At 35.0% G+C, this 16,964-nt stretch carries 17 protein-coding genes and 2 pseudogenes; 3 read left to right on the plus strand and 16 right to left on the minus strand.

Annotated elements, in window-relative coordinates:
- Nucleotides 1-7 precede the first annotated feature (7 nt).
- Nucleotides 8-280 carry a hypothetical protein gene (locus ACTXGU_RS08805; protein ID WP_443481129.1) on the minus strand — a complete coding sequence of 91 codons (273 nt, stop codon included), beginning with the start codon at nucleotides 278-280 and terminating at the stop codon, nucleotides 8-10.
- A 187-nt stretch (nucleotides 281-467) separates the two neighbouring features.
- Between ACTXGU_RS08805 and ACTXGU_RS08810 the strand changes: the two genes are divergently transcribed.
- On the plus strand, nucleotides 468-2,741 hold the full coding sequence (locus tag ACTXGU_RS08810) for a UvrD-helicase domain-containing protein (RefSeq protein WP_443481130.1): 2,274 nt from the start codon (nucleotides 468-470) through the stop codon (nucleotides 2,739-2,741).
- A gap of 88 nt (nucleotides 2,742-2,829) precedes the next feature.
- On the opposite strand, the gene ACTXGU_RS08815 is transcribed toward ACTXGU_RS08810, so the two are convergent.
- The 8 genes and pseudogenes from ACTXGU_RS08815 to ACTXGU_RS08850 form a co-directional block, all read right to left on the minus strand.
- Entirely contained in the window at nucleotides 2,830-3,084 is a 255-nt protein-coding gene (locus tag ACTXGU_RS08815; protein WP_443481131.1) for a stage VI sporulation protein F, read from the minus strand.
- A gap of 208 nt (nucleotides 3,085-3,292) precedes the next feature.
- Nucleotides 3,293-3,361: pseudogene (locus tag ACTXGU_RS08820) on the minus strand (YjcZ family sporulation protein); the annotation flags it as partial.
- A gap of 222 nt (nucleotides 3,362-3,583) precedes the next feature.
- Complete coding sequence (locus ACTXGU_RS08825; RefSeq protein WP_443481132.1) at nucleotides 3,584-4,267, minus strand: DUF421 domain-containing protein; 684 nt, start codon at nucleotides 4,265-4,267, stop codon at nucleotides 3,584-3,586.
- 42 nt (nucleotides 4,268-4,309) lie between these two features.
- Nucleotides 4,310-4,666 (minus strand): stage V sporulation protein AE, encoded by a 357-nt coding sequence (spoVAE, locus tag ACTXGU_RS08830; protein WP_443481133.1) that lies wholly within the window; start codon nucleotides 4,664-4,666, stop codon nucleotides 4,310-4,312.
- 39 nt (nucleotides 4,667-4,705) lie between these two features.
- On the minus strand, nucleotides 4,706-5,716 hold the full coding sequence (spoVAD, locus tag ACTXGU_RS08835; RefSeq protein ID WP_443481134.1) for a stage V sporulation protein AD: 1,011 nt from the start codon (nucleotides 5,714-5,716) through the stop codon (nucleotides 4,706-4,708).
- A 1-nt stretch (nucleotide 5,717) separates the two neighbouring features.
- Nucleotides 5,718-6,197, minus strand: a complete 480-nt coding sequence (gene spoVAC / locus ACTXGU_RS08840) for a stage V sporulation protein AC (RefSeq protein WP_443481135.1) — start codon at nucleotides 6,195-6,197, stop codon at nucleotides 5,718-5,720.
- Between the two features lie 201 nt (nucleotides 6,198-6,398).
- On the minus strand, nucleotides 6,399-6,875 hold the full coding sequence (locus ACTXGU_RS08845; RefSeq protein WP_443481136.1) for a sporulation protein: 477 nt from the start codon (nucleotides 6,873-6,875) through the stop codon (nucleotides 6,399-6,401).
- Nucleotides 6,876-7,343: 468 nt separating this feature from the next.
- Nucleotides 7,344-7,703 carry a DUF1360 domain-containing protein gene (locus tag ACTXGU_RS08850; RefSeq protein ID WP_443481137.1) on the minus strand — a complete coding sequence of 120 codons (360 nt, stop codon included), beginning with the start codon at nucleotides 7,701-7,703 and terminating at the stop codon, nucleotides 7,344-7,346.
- Between the two features lie 185 nt (nucleotides 7,704-7,888).
- Between ACTXGU_RS08850 and ACTXGU_RS08855 the strand changes: the two genes are divergently transcribed.
- Nucleotides 7,889-8,386 (plus strand): CotY/CotZ family spore coat protein, encoded by a 498-nt coding sequence (locus tag ACTXGU_RS08855; RefSeq protein WP_443481138.1) that lies wholly within the window; start codon nucleotides 7,889-7,891, stop codon nucleotides 8,384-8,386.
- A gap of 849 nt (nucleotides 8,387-9,235) precedes the next feature.
- Here ACTXGU_RS08855 and ACTXGU_RS08860 read toward each other — a convergent pair.
- From ACTXGU_RS08860 to ACTXGU_RS08870, 3 genes and pseudogenes are all read right to left on the minus strand, one after another.
- Nucleotides 9,236-9,766, minus strand: a complete 531-nt coding sequence (locus ACTXGU_RS08860; RefSeq protein WP_443481139.1) for a CotO family spore coat protein — start codon at nucleotides 9,764-9,766, stop codon at nucleotides 9,236-9,238.
- Nucleotides 9,767-10,170: 404 nt separating this feature from the next.
- Complete coding sequence (fabI, locus tag ACTXGU_RS08865) at nucleotides 10,171-10,944, minus strand: enoyl-ACP reductase FabI (protein WP_443481140.1); 774 nt, start codon at nucleotides 10,942-10,944, stop codon at nucleotides 10,171-10,173.
- 339 nt (nucleotides 10,945-11,283) lie between these two features.
- A pseudogene (locus ACTXGU_RS08870) lies at nucleotides 11,284-12,483 on the minus strand (cation:proton antiporter); the annotation flags it as partial.
- 281 nt (nucleotides 12,484-12,764) lie between these two features.
- On the opposite strand from ACTXGU_RS08870, the gene prpE reads away from it, so the two are divergent.
- Nucleotides 12,765-13,502, plus strand: a complete 738-nt coding sequence (gene prpE, locus ACTXGU_RS08875; RefSeq protein WP_443481141.1) for a bis(5'-nucleosyl)-tetraphosphatase PrpE — start codon at nucleotides 12,765-12,767, stop codon at nucleotides 13,500-13,502.
- 293 nt (nucleotides 13,503-13,795) lie between these two features.
- Here the strand turns inward: prpE and ACTXGU_RS08880 are convergent, their stop codons facing one another.
- From ACTXGU_RS08880 to ACTXGU_RS08895, 4 genes are all read right to left on the minus strand, one after another.
- Nucleotides 13,796-14,692 (minus strand): RluA family pseudouridine synthase, encoded by an 897-nt coding sequence (locus ACTXGU_RS08880; RefSeq protein WP_443481142.1) that lies wholly within the window; start codon nucleotides 14,690-14,692, stop codon nucleotides 13,796-13,798.
- Between the two features lie 24 nt (nucleotides 14,693-14,716).
- Nucleotides 14,717-15,517: an NAD kinase gene (locus ACTXGU_RS08885; RefSeq protein WP_443481143.1), complete on the minus strand. Its 801-nt coding sequence runs from the start codon at nucleotides 15,515-15,517 to the stop codon at nucleotides 14,717-14,719.
- Between the two features lie 37 nt (nucleotides 15,518-15,554).
- Complete coding sequence (locus ACTXGU_RS08890) at nucleotides 15,555-16,193, minus strand: GTP pyrophosphokinase (protein ID WP_443481144.1); 639 nt, start codon at nucleotides 16,191-16,193, stop codon at nucleotides 15,555-15,557.
- A 164-nt stretch (nucleotides 16,194-16,357) separates the two neighbouring features.
- Nucleotides 16,358-16,732, minus strand: coding sequence for a UPF0738 family protein (locus ACTXGU_RS08895; protein WP_443481145.1), 375 nt, complete (start codon nucleotides 16,730-16,732; stop codon nucleotides 16,358-16,360).
- Nucleotides 16,733-16,964: the final 232 nt, after the last annotated feature.

A 16,964-nucleotide genomic window follows, 5' to 3' on the forward strand; every position in this document is an offset into this window, starting at 1 on the left:
GCTTTTCTTAAACAAATGCATGAAAGTTTCTTCCTTTTCCAGTAAGCTGTGCTTCTAATAAGGAAATGTCTTTATTTTCATGCATTTGATTGTTCGAATGAGAAACGCTTATATGATTAAAAATGTTCTCATTCGCATCTTTTGTTTCCTTTTGCAAGCGATTGTTTATTGGAAATATACGAGATATCTCCTGTTGTTTATACGGGTTTGTTTTTTTGCCAATTTCTCGTAAAGTATATTGTTCATACTGATAATTTGTAATCGGAAGAATATAACCCATTTCCCTTTCCCTCCTATAAAAAATTATATGTTGAACACGTACTATTATTATTCCCAGCATTTTTAACCGCTTAAGCACGCTTCCCCTCTTTTCTCTCTCCTATGATTTTGATATGATTAACTGTAATCTTTGTAGAGCGGAACTCCGCTGTTAAAACTAGTTAGAATTAATAGATTTGAGGTTGCCTATGCTATCAGCTTTTTACGTAAATAAATTAATACACTTACATACAATTAATAGACAAGATCTTCAAAAAATTCATGAAGATGGAAAACAAGGCTTGCTGGCATGCCCAGTTTGCGGAGAAACCGTTATGCTTTATATAGGAATAGAGAAGACTCCCCATTTCTTTCATCTATCAACCAAAATAGATTGCGAAGAATTTTCCTCTTCCGCTTCAGAAGAAACAGCAGCAGGTAAAGAATATGAAGAAAAAAATGGATTTAGAATTCCAAAATCTCGAACGATTGGCAGTGAACCAGTAAAAACAGGCTATAAAGAAACGAAGCAGCTACAAATAAAAGCACCCTTTTATCAGCCCGTCCCAACTGAGCCTTCCTATAAAGAGAATTATCTCCAATTGCTTCATAAAAGCGGTGTAATGCTTGATCCATCTCAAGCAAAAGCTGTTGCGATTCAAAATGGGCCAGCTTTAGTAGTAGCTGGTGCCGGCAGTGGAAAAACCCGTGTGTTAACAACAAGAGCAGCTTATTTAATACATGAAAAAGAAGTAGACCCATCATCCATCATGTTAGTCACATTTACATTAAAAGCAGCGACCGAAATGAAGGAACGTTTGCTTCAGTATCCTAATATGTCCCAGTCGCTCGTCAATAAAATTGTTTCCGGTACGTTCCATCGTATTCTTTATCAAATATTAATTTTTCATCAACCAGATAAATGGCAGCGGCAAAATTTATTAAGTAAAGATTGGCAAAAAGAAGCATTATTAAAAGAGATAGGCAAAGACTTGAACTTGGATGGAAAAGAGTTTCCTTTTGATGCAGCCATACAGCAAATTGGCACATGGAAAAACTCGTTGCTTTTTCCACATGAAATAACCGCTGCAACAGAATGGGAAGAAAAGGTACTCCCTCTTTATAAACGCTACGAGGAGAGGAAACATCAACAAAACTTATATGATTTTGATGATATGCTGCTTGGTGGATATTACTATTTCCTTGAAAATCCGCATATGTTGGAAATGTATCAAAATCGCTTTCAACATTTTTTATTAGACGAATTTCAAGATATTAATAAAGTGCAATATGAATGGATTAAACTGATTTCGAAAAAAGCAGCAAGCGTGTATGCGGTTGGAGACGATGATCAATCTATATATGCATTTCGAGGAAGTGATCCAAAATACCTTCTATATTTTGAAAAAGATTTTCCAAATGCAAAAGTAATTATTCTTGATTATAATTATCGCTCTGCACATGAAATTGTCACGACAGCACATGCAGTCATCAGCAAAAATAAAAAACGCCGTCAAAAAAATATGATTGCTACCTACTCTGGAAAAACACCAAGGATGTTTTATCCATATGACGAAGAAGAAGAAGCAACCATGATTGTAACAGATATGCAAGAAAAAATAAAAAAGGGATATGAACCGAAAGATTTTGCTGTTCTTTATCGTACAAACACAAGCAGTCGAGCTATATTTGAACGGCTCGCATCTTCCAATCTACCGTTTAAATTAGAACAAAATGCCGGTTCTTTTTATAGTCGCTTTATTGTAAAAAGCATGATTGGATATTTAAAACTAACCATTGACCCTGATAACCATGATGCGGTAAGAGATATTCTGCCCTCTTTATTTGTGAAAAAATCTGTTCTGCAGGATATAAAAGCAACCAGCATCTTACAGGACTGCAGTTTATTAGATTGCTTCCTTTCTGTAAAAACCGGGTTTGCCTTTCAAGAATCCCGCTTAAAAAAAATCCCTTCTGTTCTTCATAAATTAAAATATAAGAACCCAGTGGATGCAATCACAATAATAGAAAAAGAACTGGGATTTCACGAGTTTATTACGAAACGAGGAAATGAAGGAAATCAATGGGATAAAGGATCGGATGATATTCGAGATTTAAAGGTAGCTGCAAAAAAGTTCTCTGCAATCGATGAATTTATTGCACATACAGAACATATGATAGCGATGAATACAGAAATAAAAAAACAATATTTACATGCAGACAACACCGTTACATTAAGTACGATTCATCGTGCCAAAGGATTAGAATATAAAGTGGTTTATTTATTAGGAACCGTCGACGGCTCTATTCCGCATGATTATTCACTAGAAGCACAACGTAAAGATGATCCTCTACCGCTGGAAGAAGAAAGGCGGCTTCTGTATGTTGGCATGACTCGAGCACAACAAGAGCTGTATGTATCGATTCCTATGCATATACGTGGAAAAAAGGCAAAGGCTTCACGCTTTTTACCCTCTATTTAAGAAGAAATCTAAACCATTTTATACAAAGTAAAAATGGGGTTCTCTAAGTTCAATAAATCTATCTAGAGCTACCCCTTTTTATTTTGAGTTACTTTTTATTAATCATTTTGGATAAAGTGTTAAAGTCTAATTGTTTCCCGTCTGAAACAATTGATTTTACAATTTTATCTTCAGTTTCTTTAGGCACAGACTTTCCTGCTATCTGGGATACTCGGCGAATTACGCCTCTAACTGTTTTTTCATCTTTAAAATTAGCATTTTGTAAAGAATTAGCTAATTCAAATATATCTTTCATGTTTACACCAGTTTTTGATTCTATATTTTTAAAGAAATTATTGTTCATCCTTATTTTTCCTCCTTCTTAAGCTACTTTATATAGTATGAAGCTTAAGAAAAAAGGTGTAGCTTCCATTTAATAAAAAGTAAAATGCCTATAAGTTTTCACAACCACAGTAAAAAGGATGTCAACTTAATAGCTAACATCCTTTTACCTTTTAAACACTGCAGCCAACAACAAATCTATTTTTGTTGTTGGCTGCAAGTTTTTTTAATTAAAGAAAGCTTACGCCTACAATAATTAATAGTATAAATAATACTACAATCAATACAAAGGAAGAGCCACCATAGCCGCCTCCGTATCCATAGCCGCCGCCATAACCGCCGTAACCGCATCCACCGAAACTCATATATTCTTCACCTCACTTATGCCTTAGTCTCTATTAGCATATGGATAGTGAGTAGCATTGTATAGGCAAGCTACTAATACAGTAAAGAATGTACGATTGTCTTATTAGACATATGGCCAAAAACTGTTGTAGATTTGGATATATTACCTATTTATTCTATTCCTGATCATAAAAGTCAAACGTAATGGTTCCATTATGATCCACCTGTGCAAGAAAAATTTCTTCTAAAACTAAACCTCTTTTTTCTAACGCACTTGCTACCCATTTTTCACTCAAGTTGCATTTATTTAACGCTTTATCATTTATTTTCCCATCCAAAATAATAGAATAAAGTTCTTTTTCTACAGGTGGAGAATCGATGATATCTTCTACTAATACTGGCTGCTTTGGCTTTTTTAAAAGTACACTTAATCCCCCATTCGCTTCTAAAGTGGCAAATTCAACATCTTCCACCCGAAAAATACTTTGTGTTCTAAGCTGCTCTAACAATTCATCTAAACTGTATTTTTCCTTTCTTAAATTATCTTCTATAAGATTTCCATTTTTAATAAAAATAGTTGGAGTACCTTCCACAAAATTACGGAATCGTTTACTTTTTAAAGAAAGATAACTAATAATTACTGGGAAAGTTGTCCAAATAATAATTGCAGTCACGCCTTCTCTCATCTTTAATTCTGAGTCCATAGATAAGGTTCCTGCGATATCACCAGTTGTAATTCCAACTATATATTCAAAAAAAGATAATTTAGACAGCTGTTTTTTCCCAAGAAGTTTCGCAATAAAGAAAAGACCAATGATGATTAAAAAAGAACGAATGAATGTGTTTATGACTTCAGACATTTCGTACGTCTCCTATAAAAAATATTCCACCAAGATAAATATTCAGCCTTTTGGTTTAAAAAGCAAGGCACCGATAAATCCAAATACGATGGCGGCAGATATTCCTGAACTTGTGACCTCAAACATTCCAGTTAAAACACCAATAATGCCATGGACATCAGCTTCTTGCATCGCTCCATGCACGAGCGCATTCCCAAAACTGGTTATCGGAATAGTTGCACCCGCTCCCGCAAAATCTGCAAATGGTTCATATAATCCTACTCCGTCTAAAATCGCTCCAATTACGACCAAAGTTGATAATGTATGAGCTGGCGTAAGTTTTGCCACATCAAACATAAGTTGTCCAATGACACATACTAAACCTCCAATTACAAACGCCCAAAAAAACATGGGGATCATCCTTTGCACCTCCTAGCTTTTTTTTGTTTATTTAAAAAGTTATATTTCAATGGATACTGCATGGGCAATACATGGAATCGTTTCATTTTGCTGAAAACTTAACGGAGATAATAAAGCTCCTGTTGCAACAACTAATATTCTTTTATACTTTCCATTTTTCATTTCATTAAGTAAATGGCCATATAAAACGGAAGCCGAACATCCTGCTCCACTTCCACCTGACTGTACTGGCTGATTTTCTTTATACAGAAGAAGTCCGCAATCATTAAATTTTGTTTCATCTATTTCCCATCCCATTTGTTTTAATAGGGCCATCGCTGTTTCTCTGCCAATTTTCCCTAAATCACCTGTAACAATTAAATCATAATACGAAGCGTCAATTCCTAAATCATTAAAATGGGAAGCGATTGTGTCAGCTGCTGCTGGCGCCATTGCCCCTCCCATATTAAAGGGGTCTGTTAATGCCATATCAATTACCTTTCCAATTGTTGCAGAAGTCGTATATGGCAAGTTTGCTTGATGATTGTTTGCAGTAAGCAAAGCTACTCCCGCACCAGTTACCGTCCATTGTGCAGTCGGCGGTTTTTGTCCCCCGTATTCTGTCGGATAGCGGAACTGCTTTTCAACAGCCGCATTATGACTGGAGGCACCTGTTAATATATTATTTGCACCTTGATAATTGATGATAAAAGAAGCAAGCGCTAAGCCTTCCATAGAAGTAGAACAAGCACCAAATAAACCAAAGTATGGGATTTTTAACGTTCTTGCAGCAAAACTTGTTGGTGTCATTTGATTAATTAAATCACCAGCTAAAAAAAACTCTATATCTTGTGGCTTCACTTCACTTTTTTGCAAAGCAGTTTGAGCAGCTTCCTCCAGCAATAATCTGTGTGCTTGCTCATACGTGTCTTTGCCCATCCATAAATCATCATGAAGTATATCAAAATCGTTTGCTAAATTACCGTTTCCTTCAAAAGGTCCACCAGATACGCCTGTTGATTGAATCACTGGATGATTAGGAAAAAGCCATGATTGTTTTCCTTTAAGCAATTTAAAATCCCCCCAGCTTTATAATAATCGTTTTAATAAGTGCAACAACAAATGCTGAAAAGACACCAAATACTATGACAGACCCTGCAAGTTTAAATATATTTCCACCTACACCAAGCACAAATCCTTCTGTACGATGTTCGATTGCTGCTGATATAATACTGTTTCCAAAACCGGATACAGGTACAGCACTACCAGCACCACCAAACTGGCCGAGACGATCATATATTCCAAATCCTGTCAACAACATAGAAAGGAAAATAACCGTTGCACTTGTTGGATTTCCAGATGTTTGTTCTGTGAAGTGAAAGAAATAAATATACATATAAGCAATTAATTGCCCAATTGTACAAATGATGCCGCCAACAAAAAAAGCTTTCACACAATTTTTTACAACTGGGCGTTTTGTTTCAAACTGCTGTTCTAATGTTTCATATTGTTTTTGCTGTGGCGTTTTTTGCTCCTCTTGTTTATTTGGCATTGTTTTTCCTCCTTTATTTAGGGAAAAGGGGTCGGAGCTACGCCAACTGTAATGGATAAAAAATGAGTGATGGTGCTCTGTAGTATATTTTTTATCCTTACTAAGTTAGATTGGCATCGCTCACGCCGCCTTTATTAGATTTGATTCTTCCTTTTCCTTGTTAGATGGTAAAGACAAGGGACGAGGATCCATATATAGGCCTTATGTCAGTTCATCGTTTAAACGAATGATTTGCTTTAATCTTTTATCAGCTTGTTTGTCCGTATAATTAGGATCTTGCAATTTTTCCCACAATCTTGCTGACTCTAGAAAAATTTTATAATCGCTTGATAAAGTAAAATTTTCATCAGGAAATTTCTTTTTTAGTTTTTCTTTTAATTCTTTTTCAATGCCTTTCATTTTCAATCGATACATATGCTTTACTTTATAAGCAACTAAAATATCCTTTTTTCCTTTTATAACAGCAACATCATATATAGAAGGAACTGCACTTGTTTCCTCTTTTATTTGTTCTACCTTTTTTTGATTTGCTTCATGGTCATTCTTTCCAATAACAACAGGCTGTTGATTTACCATTTTAAACAAAGCCCACCTGCTGTGACTAGAGTATTTTTCACAGCCGGTCAGAATCATGCTGATTATTAGCAAAAAAAAGATTACTGTTTTTTTATTTGTCATATTCTTCCCTTCCTACATATGTAATGGTATCGTTTAATCTTTTTTTATTTTTTTCTATTAATAAACTTTTTATGAAAAATTTTTACTTACGGAATGAACCAATTTTTGTAAGACATAAAAAAGAATTCCTCTATTTTCAGAAGAATTCTTTTTTATCCCATTCTTTTTTAGTGTGAAAACAGGCCAATAAGTGAAGTAGAGAAGATTTTCAACTCAAGTGAATTAGTGCTACAACAAAAGTTGCCGATTGCTGAAACGAGTTCACTTGGACGATTTTTTCCCGCATCCACAGCCTGATTTTTTTTTCTTTTTCTTTTGTGGTATTGTTTTTACTGCTTCTGAACTTTTTTCACTTTTTTTATGATACATTCCCTATCCCTCCAAGCATACATTATCCAAACGCTACCATATACTATGTTTAATAAAATAAGCTTGTGTAAACATCTTGCCTATATTCCTAAAGTTTGCTTATTCCTCTGGTAGCACTCTTTGCAGCAAAGCTTCAATAAGTGCAGCTGCACCTGCAATGGCGAACACAAGCACAAAAGGAGTGTAGACAACAGGAAACAGAAAATATAATAGAGTTAAAAAAATGGCAGACCAAACTCCTGTACACCAATAACAACTAATTAGTTCTCCAAAAAAACTTCTAACCTTACCTGACTTTGGAACATAATATATTTCATCTTGACCAGCTTCGTTTTTTTCTGTTATTTCCTCTAATACTATATTTCGGATAAATTCTGTAATTGTGTCATACACCATTAGTCTTGTGATCCGGAAACTTGCAAGGATTAATAAAATAAAATCCATAACATGTATATTCAATCTTACCCTCTCCTTCTTTTCATATTTTTCCATTTAAAACAAGTGTATCTCAGCCCCTTTCCTCTTTAGGTAAATGCCTAAATTTACAGAAAAAAGGCGTTTGTCCGTAACCCATAAGGACCTTTGGCAATATGTTAGTAGTGTAGTATCACAAAGAAAGAAACAAAATAAGGAGGAAATAAATTATGGGTTGTGGAAAAAAAGACGATATTCACGGTACATCTAGCTGTGTTTGTGAAGTAGTTCGTGCCATTAAAGATATCCAAGATAATGCAGAAGACCGTTGCGAATGTGAAACAAACTGTTTCTCAGAACCACTTGGTTCACTTGTATCACCAACAAGAAGAGAAAAAGCGGATACTCGTGTATTTGTTTTAAAAACAGCAGAAGGAAAACCATTTCACGCTTTCTTTAGAGGAGACGATTGCGCATGTGTGTCTATTTTCTTCCGTGTAGAAGATGTATTTGACAACTGCTGTGCAGTATTAAGAGTTCTTGCTCCTGTGAAAAAAACTCATTCAGGAAGAGAAACACTTGATATTGTAGAAGACTGCTGCATTGATTTAAAGAAAGTTTGTGAAGTAGACGGCTTCCGTCGTACAAGTGACTGCATTACAGTTGATTTAAAATGCTTCTGTGCAGTACAATGTATCGCTGATGTAGATTTAGATATTTGTGATTAATAGGACCAACTCATGGTTATCTTTTATGCAACCAGTCTGTGTAGGCTGGTTGCTTTATACTGCAAGAAGGCGTTCAAAAAGTCCGGGAAAAATAGCTGTCGAATTTCTGCGTCAGTTTGCTTATCCGCTCCTCACGTATTAAATGCATACGCTGCGGTGCTCTAAGCTAAACTTCCTTGAACTTCTCGGCTCTTTTTGTCCTCCTTTTTGAACACTCACTGCAAGAAACTTTCCCTATACACTTTACTCCTTCCCACAGACAATCACCGGTTTTCATTCATTCCATTTTATGCTCTATAATATCCCCTCATGTTAATGGACAACTTAGAAAAAAACTGTTCAATAAAATGTCACTTGTTATCTATTAATTTATCTACCTTAAATAAAGGCTCTGATTTGCAAAAGGTCAGGGAATCCACTCCCTTTCCGCGGACATTCTTTCAAGCCTCCTCGCTCGCATACGAGAGGCCACTGAAAAAGTAAATGCTATAAAATATAGGTAGTGACAATCTAAGCAACGAAGAGGTTTTCGTTTGGTTTTCCGAGGCTTACCAAAATGATGGTCGTTTTCAAACTCTCTATACCATTTTTACCCTAATAAATTTAAGTGTTTCACCTATAATTTATCTAATAAAACACTTTTTCAGTGCCATCCGTATACGATCCTGTGGGGTCTCGTCTTTCTCTCATTTACACAGGAGTCTACGTGTATTCAGGCTGCTGAGTACTTCTTCTCCCATTTTTTACGTAAAAAACAACAAACTTTGAGAAAACAGCCTTTAACAAATAACAAAGTCTAAATAAAAAAACCTTCATCTAATAATAAGATGAGGTTTAAACTTTTAATACTTATAAGCCAATCATTTTTACTTCTTTAATACTATTTAAAGAAATTTTCATAACAGATTCATTCATTAGTTTCAGTTGGACTGATTGCTCATCTTTTCCAATAACAAAACCACGAGCATTATGATTATCTGTCATAATAATACAAGGAACTGGCGGAAGCTGTTTGGGGAAATTCAGAAGATAAACAAGCTTCTCGTCTATACTCATATCTTTAAAGCTTTTTAACCTTCTAAAAGCAGGCTTTTTTGCATCATTGCTATTCCCATCTTCTTGTTTTATATTATATTCTTCAATCTGTTTTTGTACTGCCCCTGGAGTTTCAGTTATATTTGCTGCTATTTTCTCTTTTTCCTCTGTTGCCTTCTCTTGTAGTTGCAATTTCTCTTCAAGTTGTTTTTTTATTAGTGCCTTTTGTTTTTCTTGTTTTGACTTTTTTACTGAATATGAAGCTTGCATCGTATTATTAATAACAGATTGATTGCTCTGTTTAACAAACAACAATGGTGTTTTATCTCCCTTTTTATTCAACATGATGTCACCTCCTAAAAGCACTTATCATTTAAGTAGAAAGGAAATACCTAGTTCTTCCTAATGTATGCAAGTGGCAGTGACTTCGTTAATATACTTATATTAGAATAAAGCTTATCTTATCTCTAATTAAACAAAAAAATGCTCTTTTCGTATAGATTGTTGTTATTTAACCCGCAGCATGAATACACTTCGCTTTCCGCGGACGAGTGCCGAGCCTCCTCGTCGCTATGCTCCTGTGGGGTCTCGACTTTCTCGCTTTTCCCGCAGGAGGCTACGTGTATTCAGGCTGCTCAGTGCTTAGGCCATGTTTATTATTTTATTCAAAAACAACAAACTTTTAGAAAACAGCCAATAAAAAAACTTTATTTTCCCAAATGGAAAATAAAGTTTTTACAAAGTATTATTTATGAAATAATATGGTATCCAGAATCGACATGGATATTTTCTCCAGTTATTCCTCTTGCAAAATCACTGAATAAAAATACTGCTGTATCGCCCACTTCTTCTGGAGTCGTTGTTCTTCTAAGTGGTGAACGTTCTTCAATTTCTTTTAAGATCGAGTTGAAATCACTGATTCCTTTTGCAGATAATGTACGGATTGGACCAGCAGAAATAGAGTTAACACGAATACCGTCTTTCCCTAAATCTGTCGCTAAATAACGTACACTTGCTTCTAAAGACGCCTTCGCAACACCCATCACATTATAATTTCGGATAGCACGCTCTCCACCAAGATACGTTAAAGTTACAATGCTTCCGCCCTCTGTCATTAATCCTTTTGCTTCTTTTGCAACAGCTGTTAAAGAATATGCACTAATATTATGAGCTAATAAAAATCCTTCTCTTGTTGTATTCATATAATCGCCTTGCAGCTCTTCTTTATTAGCAAATGCGATACAATGAGCAACACCATGAATCGTACCTACATCTCCTTTAATTGTTTCAAAACATGCAGCGACTTCATCATCATTTGTAACATCACAAGGAAGAACGATACTGTCATTTGCACCTAATGTTTCCACTAAATCACGAACACTTTTTTCCAACCTTTCACCAGCATACGTAAAAATTAAACGAGCTCCTGCTTTATGAAGAGATGTAGCAATTCCCCAAGCAATACTTCGTTTATTAGCAACACCCATTACGACATAGGTTTTGCCTTTTAATGAAAAAGTCATTTTGTTTCCTCCTATATATTATTACAAGTTATTAGTACCTAGTACTAATTCTACTACAAAAAGAATAAAAAGAAAAGCACTGTTACTATAGGGTTTTTACTTAATTTCCCTAAAATATTCACAATATTATACGTTTGTCCGATTGAATATGAAAAGCGGAAGCGCCTTGATCAGCCCCGAAGAAAAATGTTCTATTGGCTCAAAAAGTGTTTTTTACTTTTAGAGACAAGAGGTTATCTTTCACAGGGGCTAGGCGCTGGAGCTAGACATTAACCTAACTTCAGATATAAATTCTGATACTATAAGAAAGGCGGAAGCGTCCGTTAGCTATGTATAAACCTTTTCTCCAATCTTTTCATTTGGAAATAGCTTTTTAAAAACAATCGGCGTAATAATACAAGAAATAATAGCAACTAGAATAAACATACCGCTCATTTGAGATGTAATGCTATTCATTCTTTCTCCGATCGTCGCAGCGGCAATTACTAAAGATAAGGTCGATGTTAATAAAAATCCGGATGAAACAATTGTTTTTGTGTCATACCACTTTTTTAAATAATAAATCGGTATTAGCTTGCTTGCTAATAACGCTACTAATAATAGCGGGATAAACAACAATAGCATCGGATCTGTAAATAAAGACCAAATATCCATCTTCACTCCAACCATCACAAAAAATATAGGAATTAAAAACCCATATCCAAAGGAGTCTAATTGATGAACTAATTCTTCATTTGGTGACAAAAGGGAAACTAATACCCCTGCTAAAAAAGCACCAAGTATGTTTTCCGCACCAACAGATTCTGATAGAGCTACTAAAAATATAATGAGTGCAAAGACTGCTCTTGTACCTATTTGAACAGTTCCTTTTGATAGTGAAGCTATTAATTTATTGTTTTTGAACCTTCTGCCTGCAAAATATAATAGAACACCTGCAGCAAATAAAATAAGCAGCAGCCATGTATTGCCTTCACTTTCATTAACTGAAGCAAACACAGCTAATAGAATCATTGTCACTAAGTCTACTATTACAGCAACCAGCAAAATAATTTGTCCAATAGCAGTCTTTATGATATTGGCTTCTTTTAAGGTTGGAACAACAACACCTAAAGAGATAGTCGAAATAATAATGGTCATTAAGAAGACACTATCAACAAAACCTGCCAATACAAATACATAGCTTAATAAAATAGAAAGAATAAAAATGCCGATAAAAATGATGAACGAAGCAGAAAACGGGTTAGGCTCCAATTTCCCATTTGGAAGTGTTTCTCTTTTTTTATTATTTGAAAAGGCAGTAAAATCAATTTCCAGTCCACTTAAAAACATTAAAAAGATAAATCCCAGTGTGGACAATGTTTCCAGCCACATATCTTGTTGAACAAGGTTAAATCCACTTTTTCCGATAATTAATCCCATTAAAATTTCTGCCACTACAACAGGGATCACATTCAGTTTAAACCGATGAAGAAGTATCGGCGTTAATAATGCCACAATGATGACAATTACAAGTGACATAACAGAAGCTCCATGGCCCATGTTTATCCTCCTTTCAATATGTGTTTTATAGTAACAAATCTTTTTCTATTTGTCGTTAATCTCACCTTATTCATTAATTTTTAACAATTCATTATAAAAGACTCCATTATTTTCACTGAAAAAATAAAATGAGTTAATTTCATGATTTCTATTATAAATAAGCGTTTACTTCTTCATAAAAGGTTAAAATAGTAAGAACATAATTGTTGTGCTAAAAGGTTTAGTATAAGCTTTATTACATTCTTTCCTATACAATAATATTAAAAATATTGGAGGTTTTTATGAAATTAGACATATTTGGTGATATTCATGGCTGTTATGAAGAATTTAAAAAACTTACTAAACTGCTTGGATATACATGGGAGAATGGTTTTCCTCTTCATTCAGACGATAGAAAACTTGCGTTTGTAGGAGATTTAACAGATCGTGGTCCATATTCGCTAAAAGTAATAGAAGTGCTGTGGAACCTTATGAAAAAGGATCAATTGTTTTATGTCCCTGGAAATCACTGCAACAAACTTTATCGTTATTTCTTAGGACGTAATGTACAAATTAGGCATGGACTCGAAACGACAGTTGCTGAAATACAGGAGCTGACACCAAGTGAGCAGATGAAAATTAAAGAAATGTTTATTGAACTTTATGAAAATGCACCGTTGTATCATCTTTTAGATAATAAAAAATTAATTATTGCACATGCAGGAATTCGCGAAGATTACATAGGGGAATACTCCAACAAAGTAAAAACATTCGTTTTATATGGAGACATTACTGGAGAAACACATGAAGATGGATTTCCTGTACGCAGAGATTGGGCAAAAGAATACGAAGGTAAAGCGACAATCGTATATGGTCATACTCCCGTAAAAGAGGTTCGAATCATCCATAATACGTATAATATTGATACTGGAGCAGTTTTTGGCGGAAAATTAACAGCGTTACGCTATCCAGAAATGGAAATAGTATCTGTTCCTTCAAGTATGCCTTATATCGAAGAAAAATTTCGATCGTTTATTTAATAGCAGGAAAGAAAAGCGCAGGCGCCTTGCTCAGCCCCGAAGAAAAATGTTCTCTTGCCTCAAAAAGTGTTTTCGACTTTTAGAGGCAAGAAGTTATCTTTCACAGGGGCTAGGCGCTGGCCTCTTAAGTACGCAAAAAAGGAAAATCGACTAAATACGCCACGTCCTGTGGCAACGTCGATTGACTCGCATCCTGCGAGCCTGTGGCAACATCGGCACTTGCACATCCTGTACGTCGAAGCTAGACACTAAACTAGGTTAATTTTTCAATAAATTGACCCTATCTTCCTTCACTATTTTAATTTTCCATTAATCAAATCATTCATATCATCCGGCAGAGGAACAGAGAAGGTTAGTTGTTTATACGTAATCGGATGAGTGAATTCAAGCTTTGCACAATGAAGCGCTTGTCTTTTGATTATTTCCCTGCTGCCTCCATATAAATCGTCTCCTGCAAGCGGGTGACCTAAATAGGAAAGATGCACACGAATTTGGTGTGTTCTTCCTGTATCTAAACGAAGTTCCACAAAGGTAAAATCGGGATAGTAGTGACAAACTTTATAACGAGTTCGTGCAAATTGACCGTCGCTGCGAACCTCTCTTTTAATAATACTATCATCTTTACGACCAATAGGCTCTTCAATCACTCCTTCTGCTGCAGGCATTCTTCCTTCAGCAAAAGCGTTATATGTTCGCTTTATCTTGCCATCCTTTTGCTGCTTGCTTAAAAGATGATGGATATGTCTATGTTTTGCTATTAAAACAAGACCAGATGTATCTTTATCCAGCCTTGTCACAATATGAACAGTTGAATGGATTCCTTTTTCTCGGTAATAGCCAACCAATCCATTTGCCAAGCTTCCCGTCGGATGCTCTCTAGAAGGTATAGAGCTCATTCCATCCCTTTTATTAACTACAAGTAAAAAATCATCTTCGTAAAGGATATTAAGTGGAATATTTTCACCCTTTAACCCTTCGCTCGGGTCTTCCTGTGGAAATGTAACCATTAAAAGGTCGTGATGCTGCAGTATATAGCGAACATTTTCTTCTTTATTATTAACCGTTATTTTACCACCCTTAAATTTTATTGCTGTTAATGCAATCTTTGAAATTTCTTTTTCTTTTAAAAAATCTTTAATAGTCGTTTCTTTCTCGTGTTCAGCAATTGACCATTGTAATCGAAATACCACCTATATCTGCTCCTGTCATCACCATTATTCTGAGATAAACGAATCATGCACCCTTTTCCAAAATGGGAATGGCCTATATCTCACAAACCGTATCTTCTCATCAGCAACGCGATATTGAATGGATTTTACATCTTTATGCCCCAAAGTAAGATGGTCTATTGACAATTGGAAATTCTGGCCATTTAACGGTTTTAATACACATGTATGATGGGAAGGCAAAATTAACGGGGAACCAACCGTTCGAAATACACGGTTATTGATGGACGCCATTTCTGCTAGTTGCATCGCTTGAAGCGATGGATGTACAATTGCTCCCCCTAATGCTTTATTATAAGCGGTGCTGCCTGACGGAGTAGAAATACATAGTCCATCTCCTCTAAATGTTTCAAAATGCTCTCCTCTTATTTCCACGTCCATCACAAAAGTACCATCTGTCCTTTTTACAGTCGATTCATTTAACGCCAAATATCTCTCTTCTTTTCCTTCTTCATGATATTGAACAATTACCTCTAATAAAGGATACTCTACATACTGATTAGGATAAGGTGTTTTTGCTATTGCTAGTACGAGTTTTTCTAAATCATCTGGCGTCCAATCTGCATAAAAACCTAAATGTCCAGTATGCATACCAACAAATGCTGTTTTATCTAGACGGTTGCTATACCTGTGAAATGCATATAGTAGTGTACCATCTCCCCCAACAGATATGACAATGTCAGGCTCATCCTCATCATATTCTTGATCAAAATCTAGCAAGTATGTTTTAATTATAGCTACTAATTTATCTGATTTTGAATCCCCTCTTGAGGTAACGGCAAATTTCATTTTATGATAGCTCCTCTTTCACCATTTTAATGGCTTGCTATTTTTTACGATTATTTTTTATTTCCTTTTTACGATTAAAAAATGCTTGTGCTTCCTGTATTTCCCCACGAATTAAGGACATTTCCTTATCAAGACGAAACGCTGCTTCAGCAGCACTCTGCAATCTCATTTGAATGTCCTTTGGGAACTGGCCTTTATACTTATAATTTAATGAATGTTCAATTGTTGCCCAAAAGTTCATTGCCAGTGTCCGAATTTGGATTTCCATCAGAATTCTTTTTTCCCCATCAATCATTTGAACAGGATATGAAATCACAACATGATACGATCGATAGCCACTATCTTTTTTATGTAAAATATAATCTTTTTCTTCTACAATTTCAAAATCATTTCTTTTTCTTAATAACTCTACTACTCTAATAATATCGTCAACAAATGGACACATCATACGCAGTCCCGCGATATCCTGCATCTCTGTTTCTAAATTCTCAAGAGAAATCTCTTTTTCATGGGCTTTTTCTAAAATACTTGCGATTGGTTTTACTCTTCCTGTTACAAATTCAATAGGAGAGTGTTCAACTTCTTCGTCAAATTGACTTCGCATTCCTTTTAATTTAACCTTCAGCTCATCAATCGCTTGTTTATAAGGGGCTAAAAACTGCTCCCAATGTTTCATGAATATAACACCCCAATTTTCAAAGGTTCTAATTATGTTATTGGTTGTAAAAAGGATGTTCAAAAGATCACCAAATTAAAGCATCTAATCTCTTCGTTGGCTTGCTTCTAATTTGTTACCTTTATGCACACACTTAAAGCTTTTTCAGCAATGATCAAGCATGTCTATTTTTCAATAAATACTGCTCCCACTGCATTCTCCATTTCATCACCATAATTACTGTTTCCATCAATATTTTCTACTAAATAATTTAGTTCTTCAAAAAATTGCTCTAATAAAACGTTATGACTTCCATTTGTTAAATAAACTGGCAAGTTTAACTCTTTACCTTCTTTCATTATATTCCACCATTTATTTTCAATCACTAAATAAACATAATAATCTTTTTCTTCTAATAAATAGATAAAGCTAAGCGCATCTGAATCTACGAGCATTTGTCCACTTGCTTTATAGCTATCAAGAAGAATAGATTCCTCTACTCTAAGTAAAAGTTCATTATCTATTATTTCCGAGTTCAATAGTTGTAATTTTTGATTCATTTTTCACCCTCCATATAATGCCCTATTTTACCACATAGATTTAATTTCTCCTAAACATTGCAGTTACAAATGAACAAAGGGATAATAAAGAAAGACTGTTTTCTAAAAGTTTGTTGTTTTTGAATAAAATAATAAACATGGCTGAAGCACTGAGCAGCCTGAATACACGTAGACTCCTGCGGAAAAAGCGAGAAAGACAAGACCCCACAGGAGCATAGCGACGAGGAGGCTC

It is taken from the genome of Niallia sp. 01092 (assembly GCF_052318935.1).
Lineage (GTDB): Bacteria > Bacillota > Bacilli > Bacillales > Cytobacillaceae > Niallia.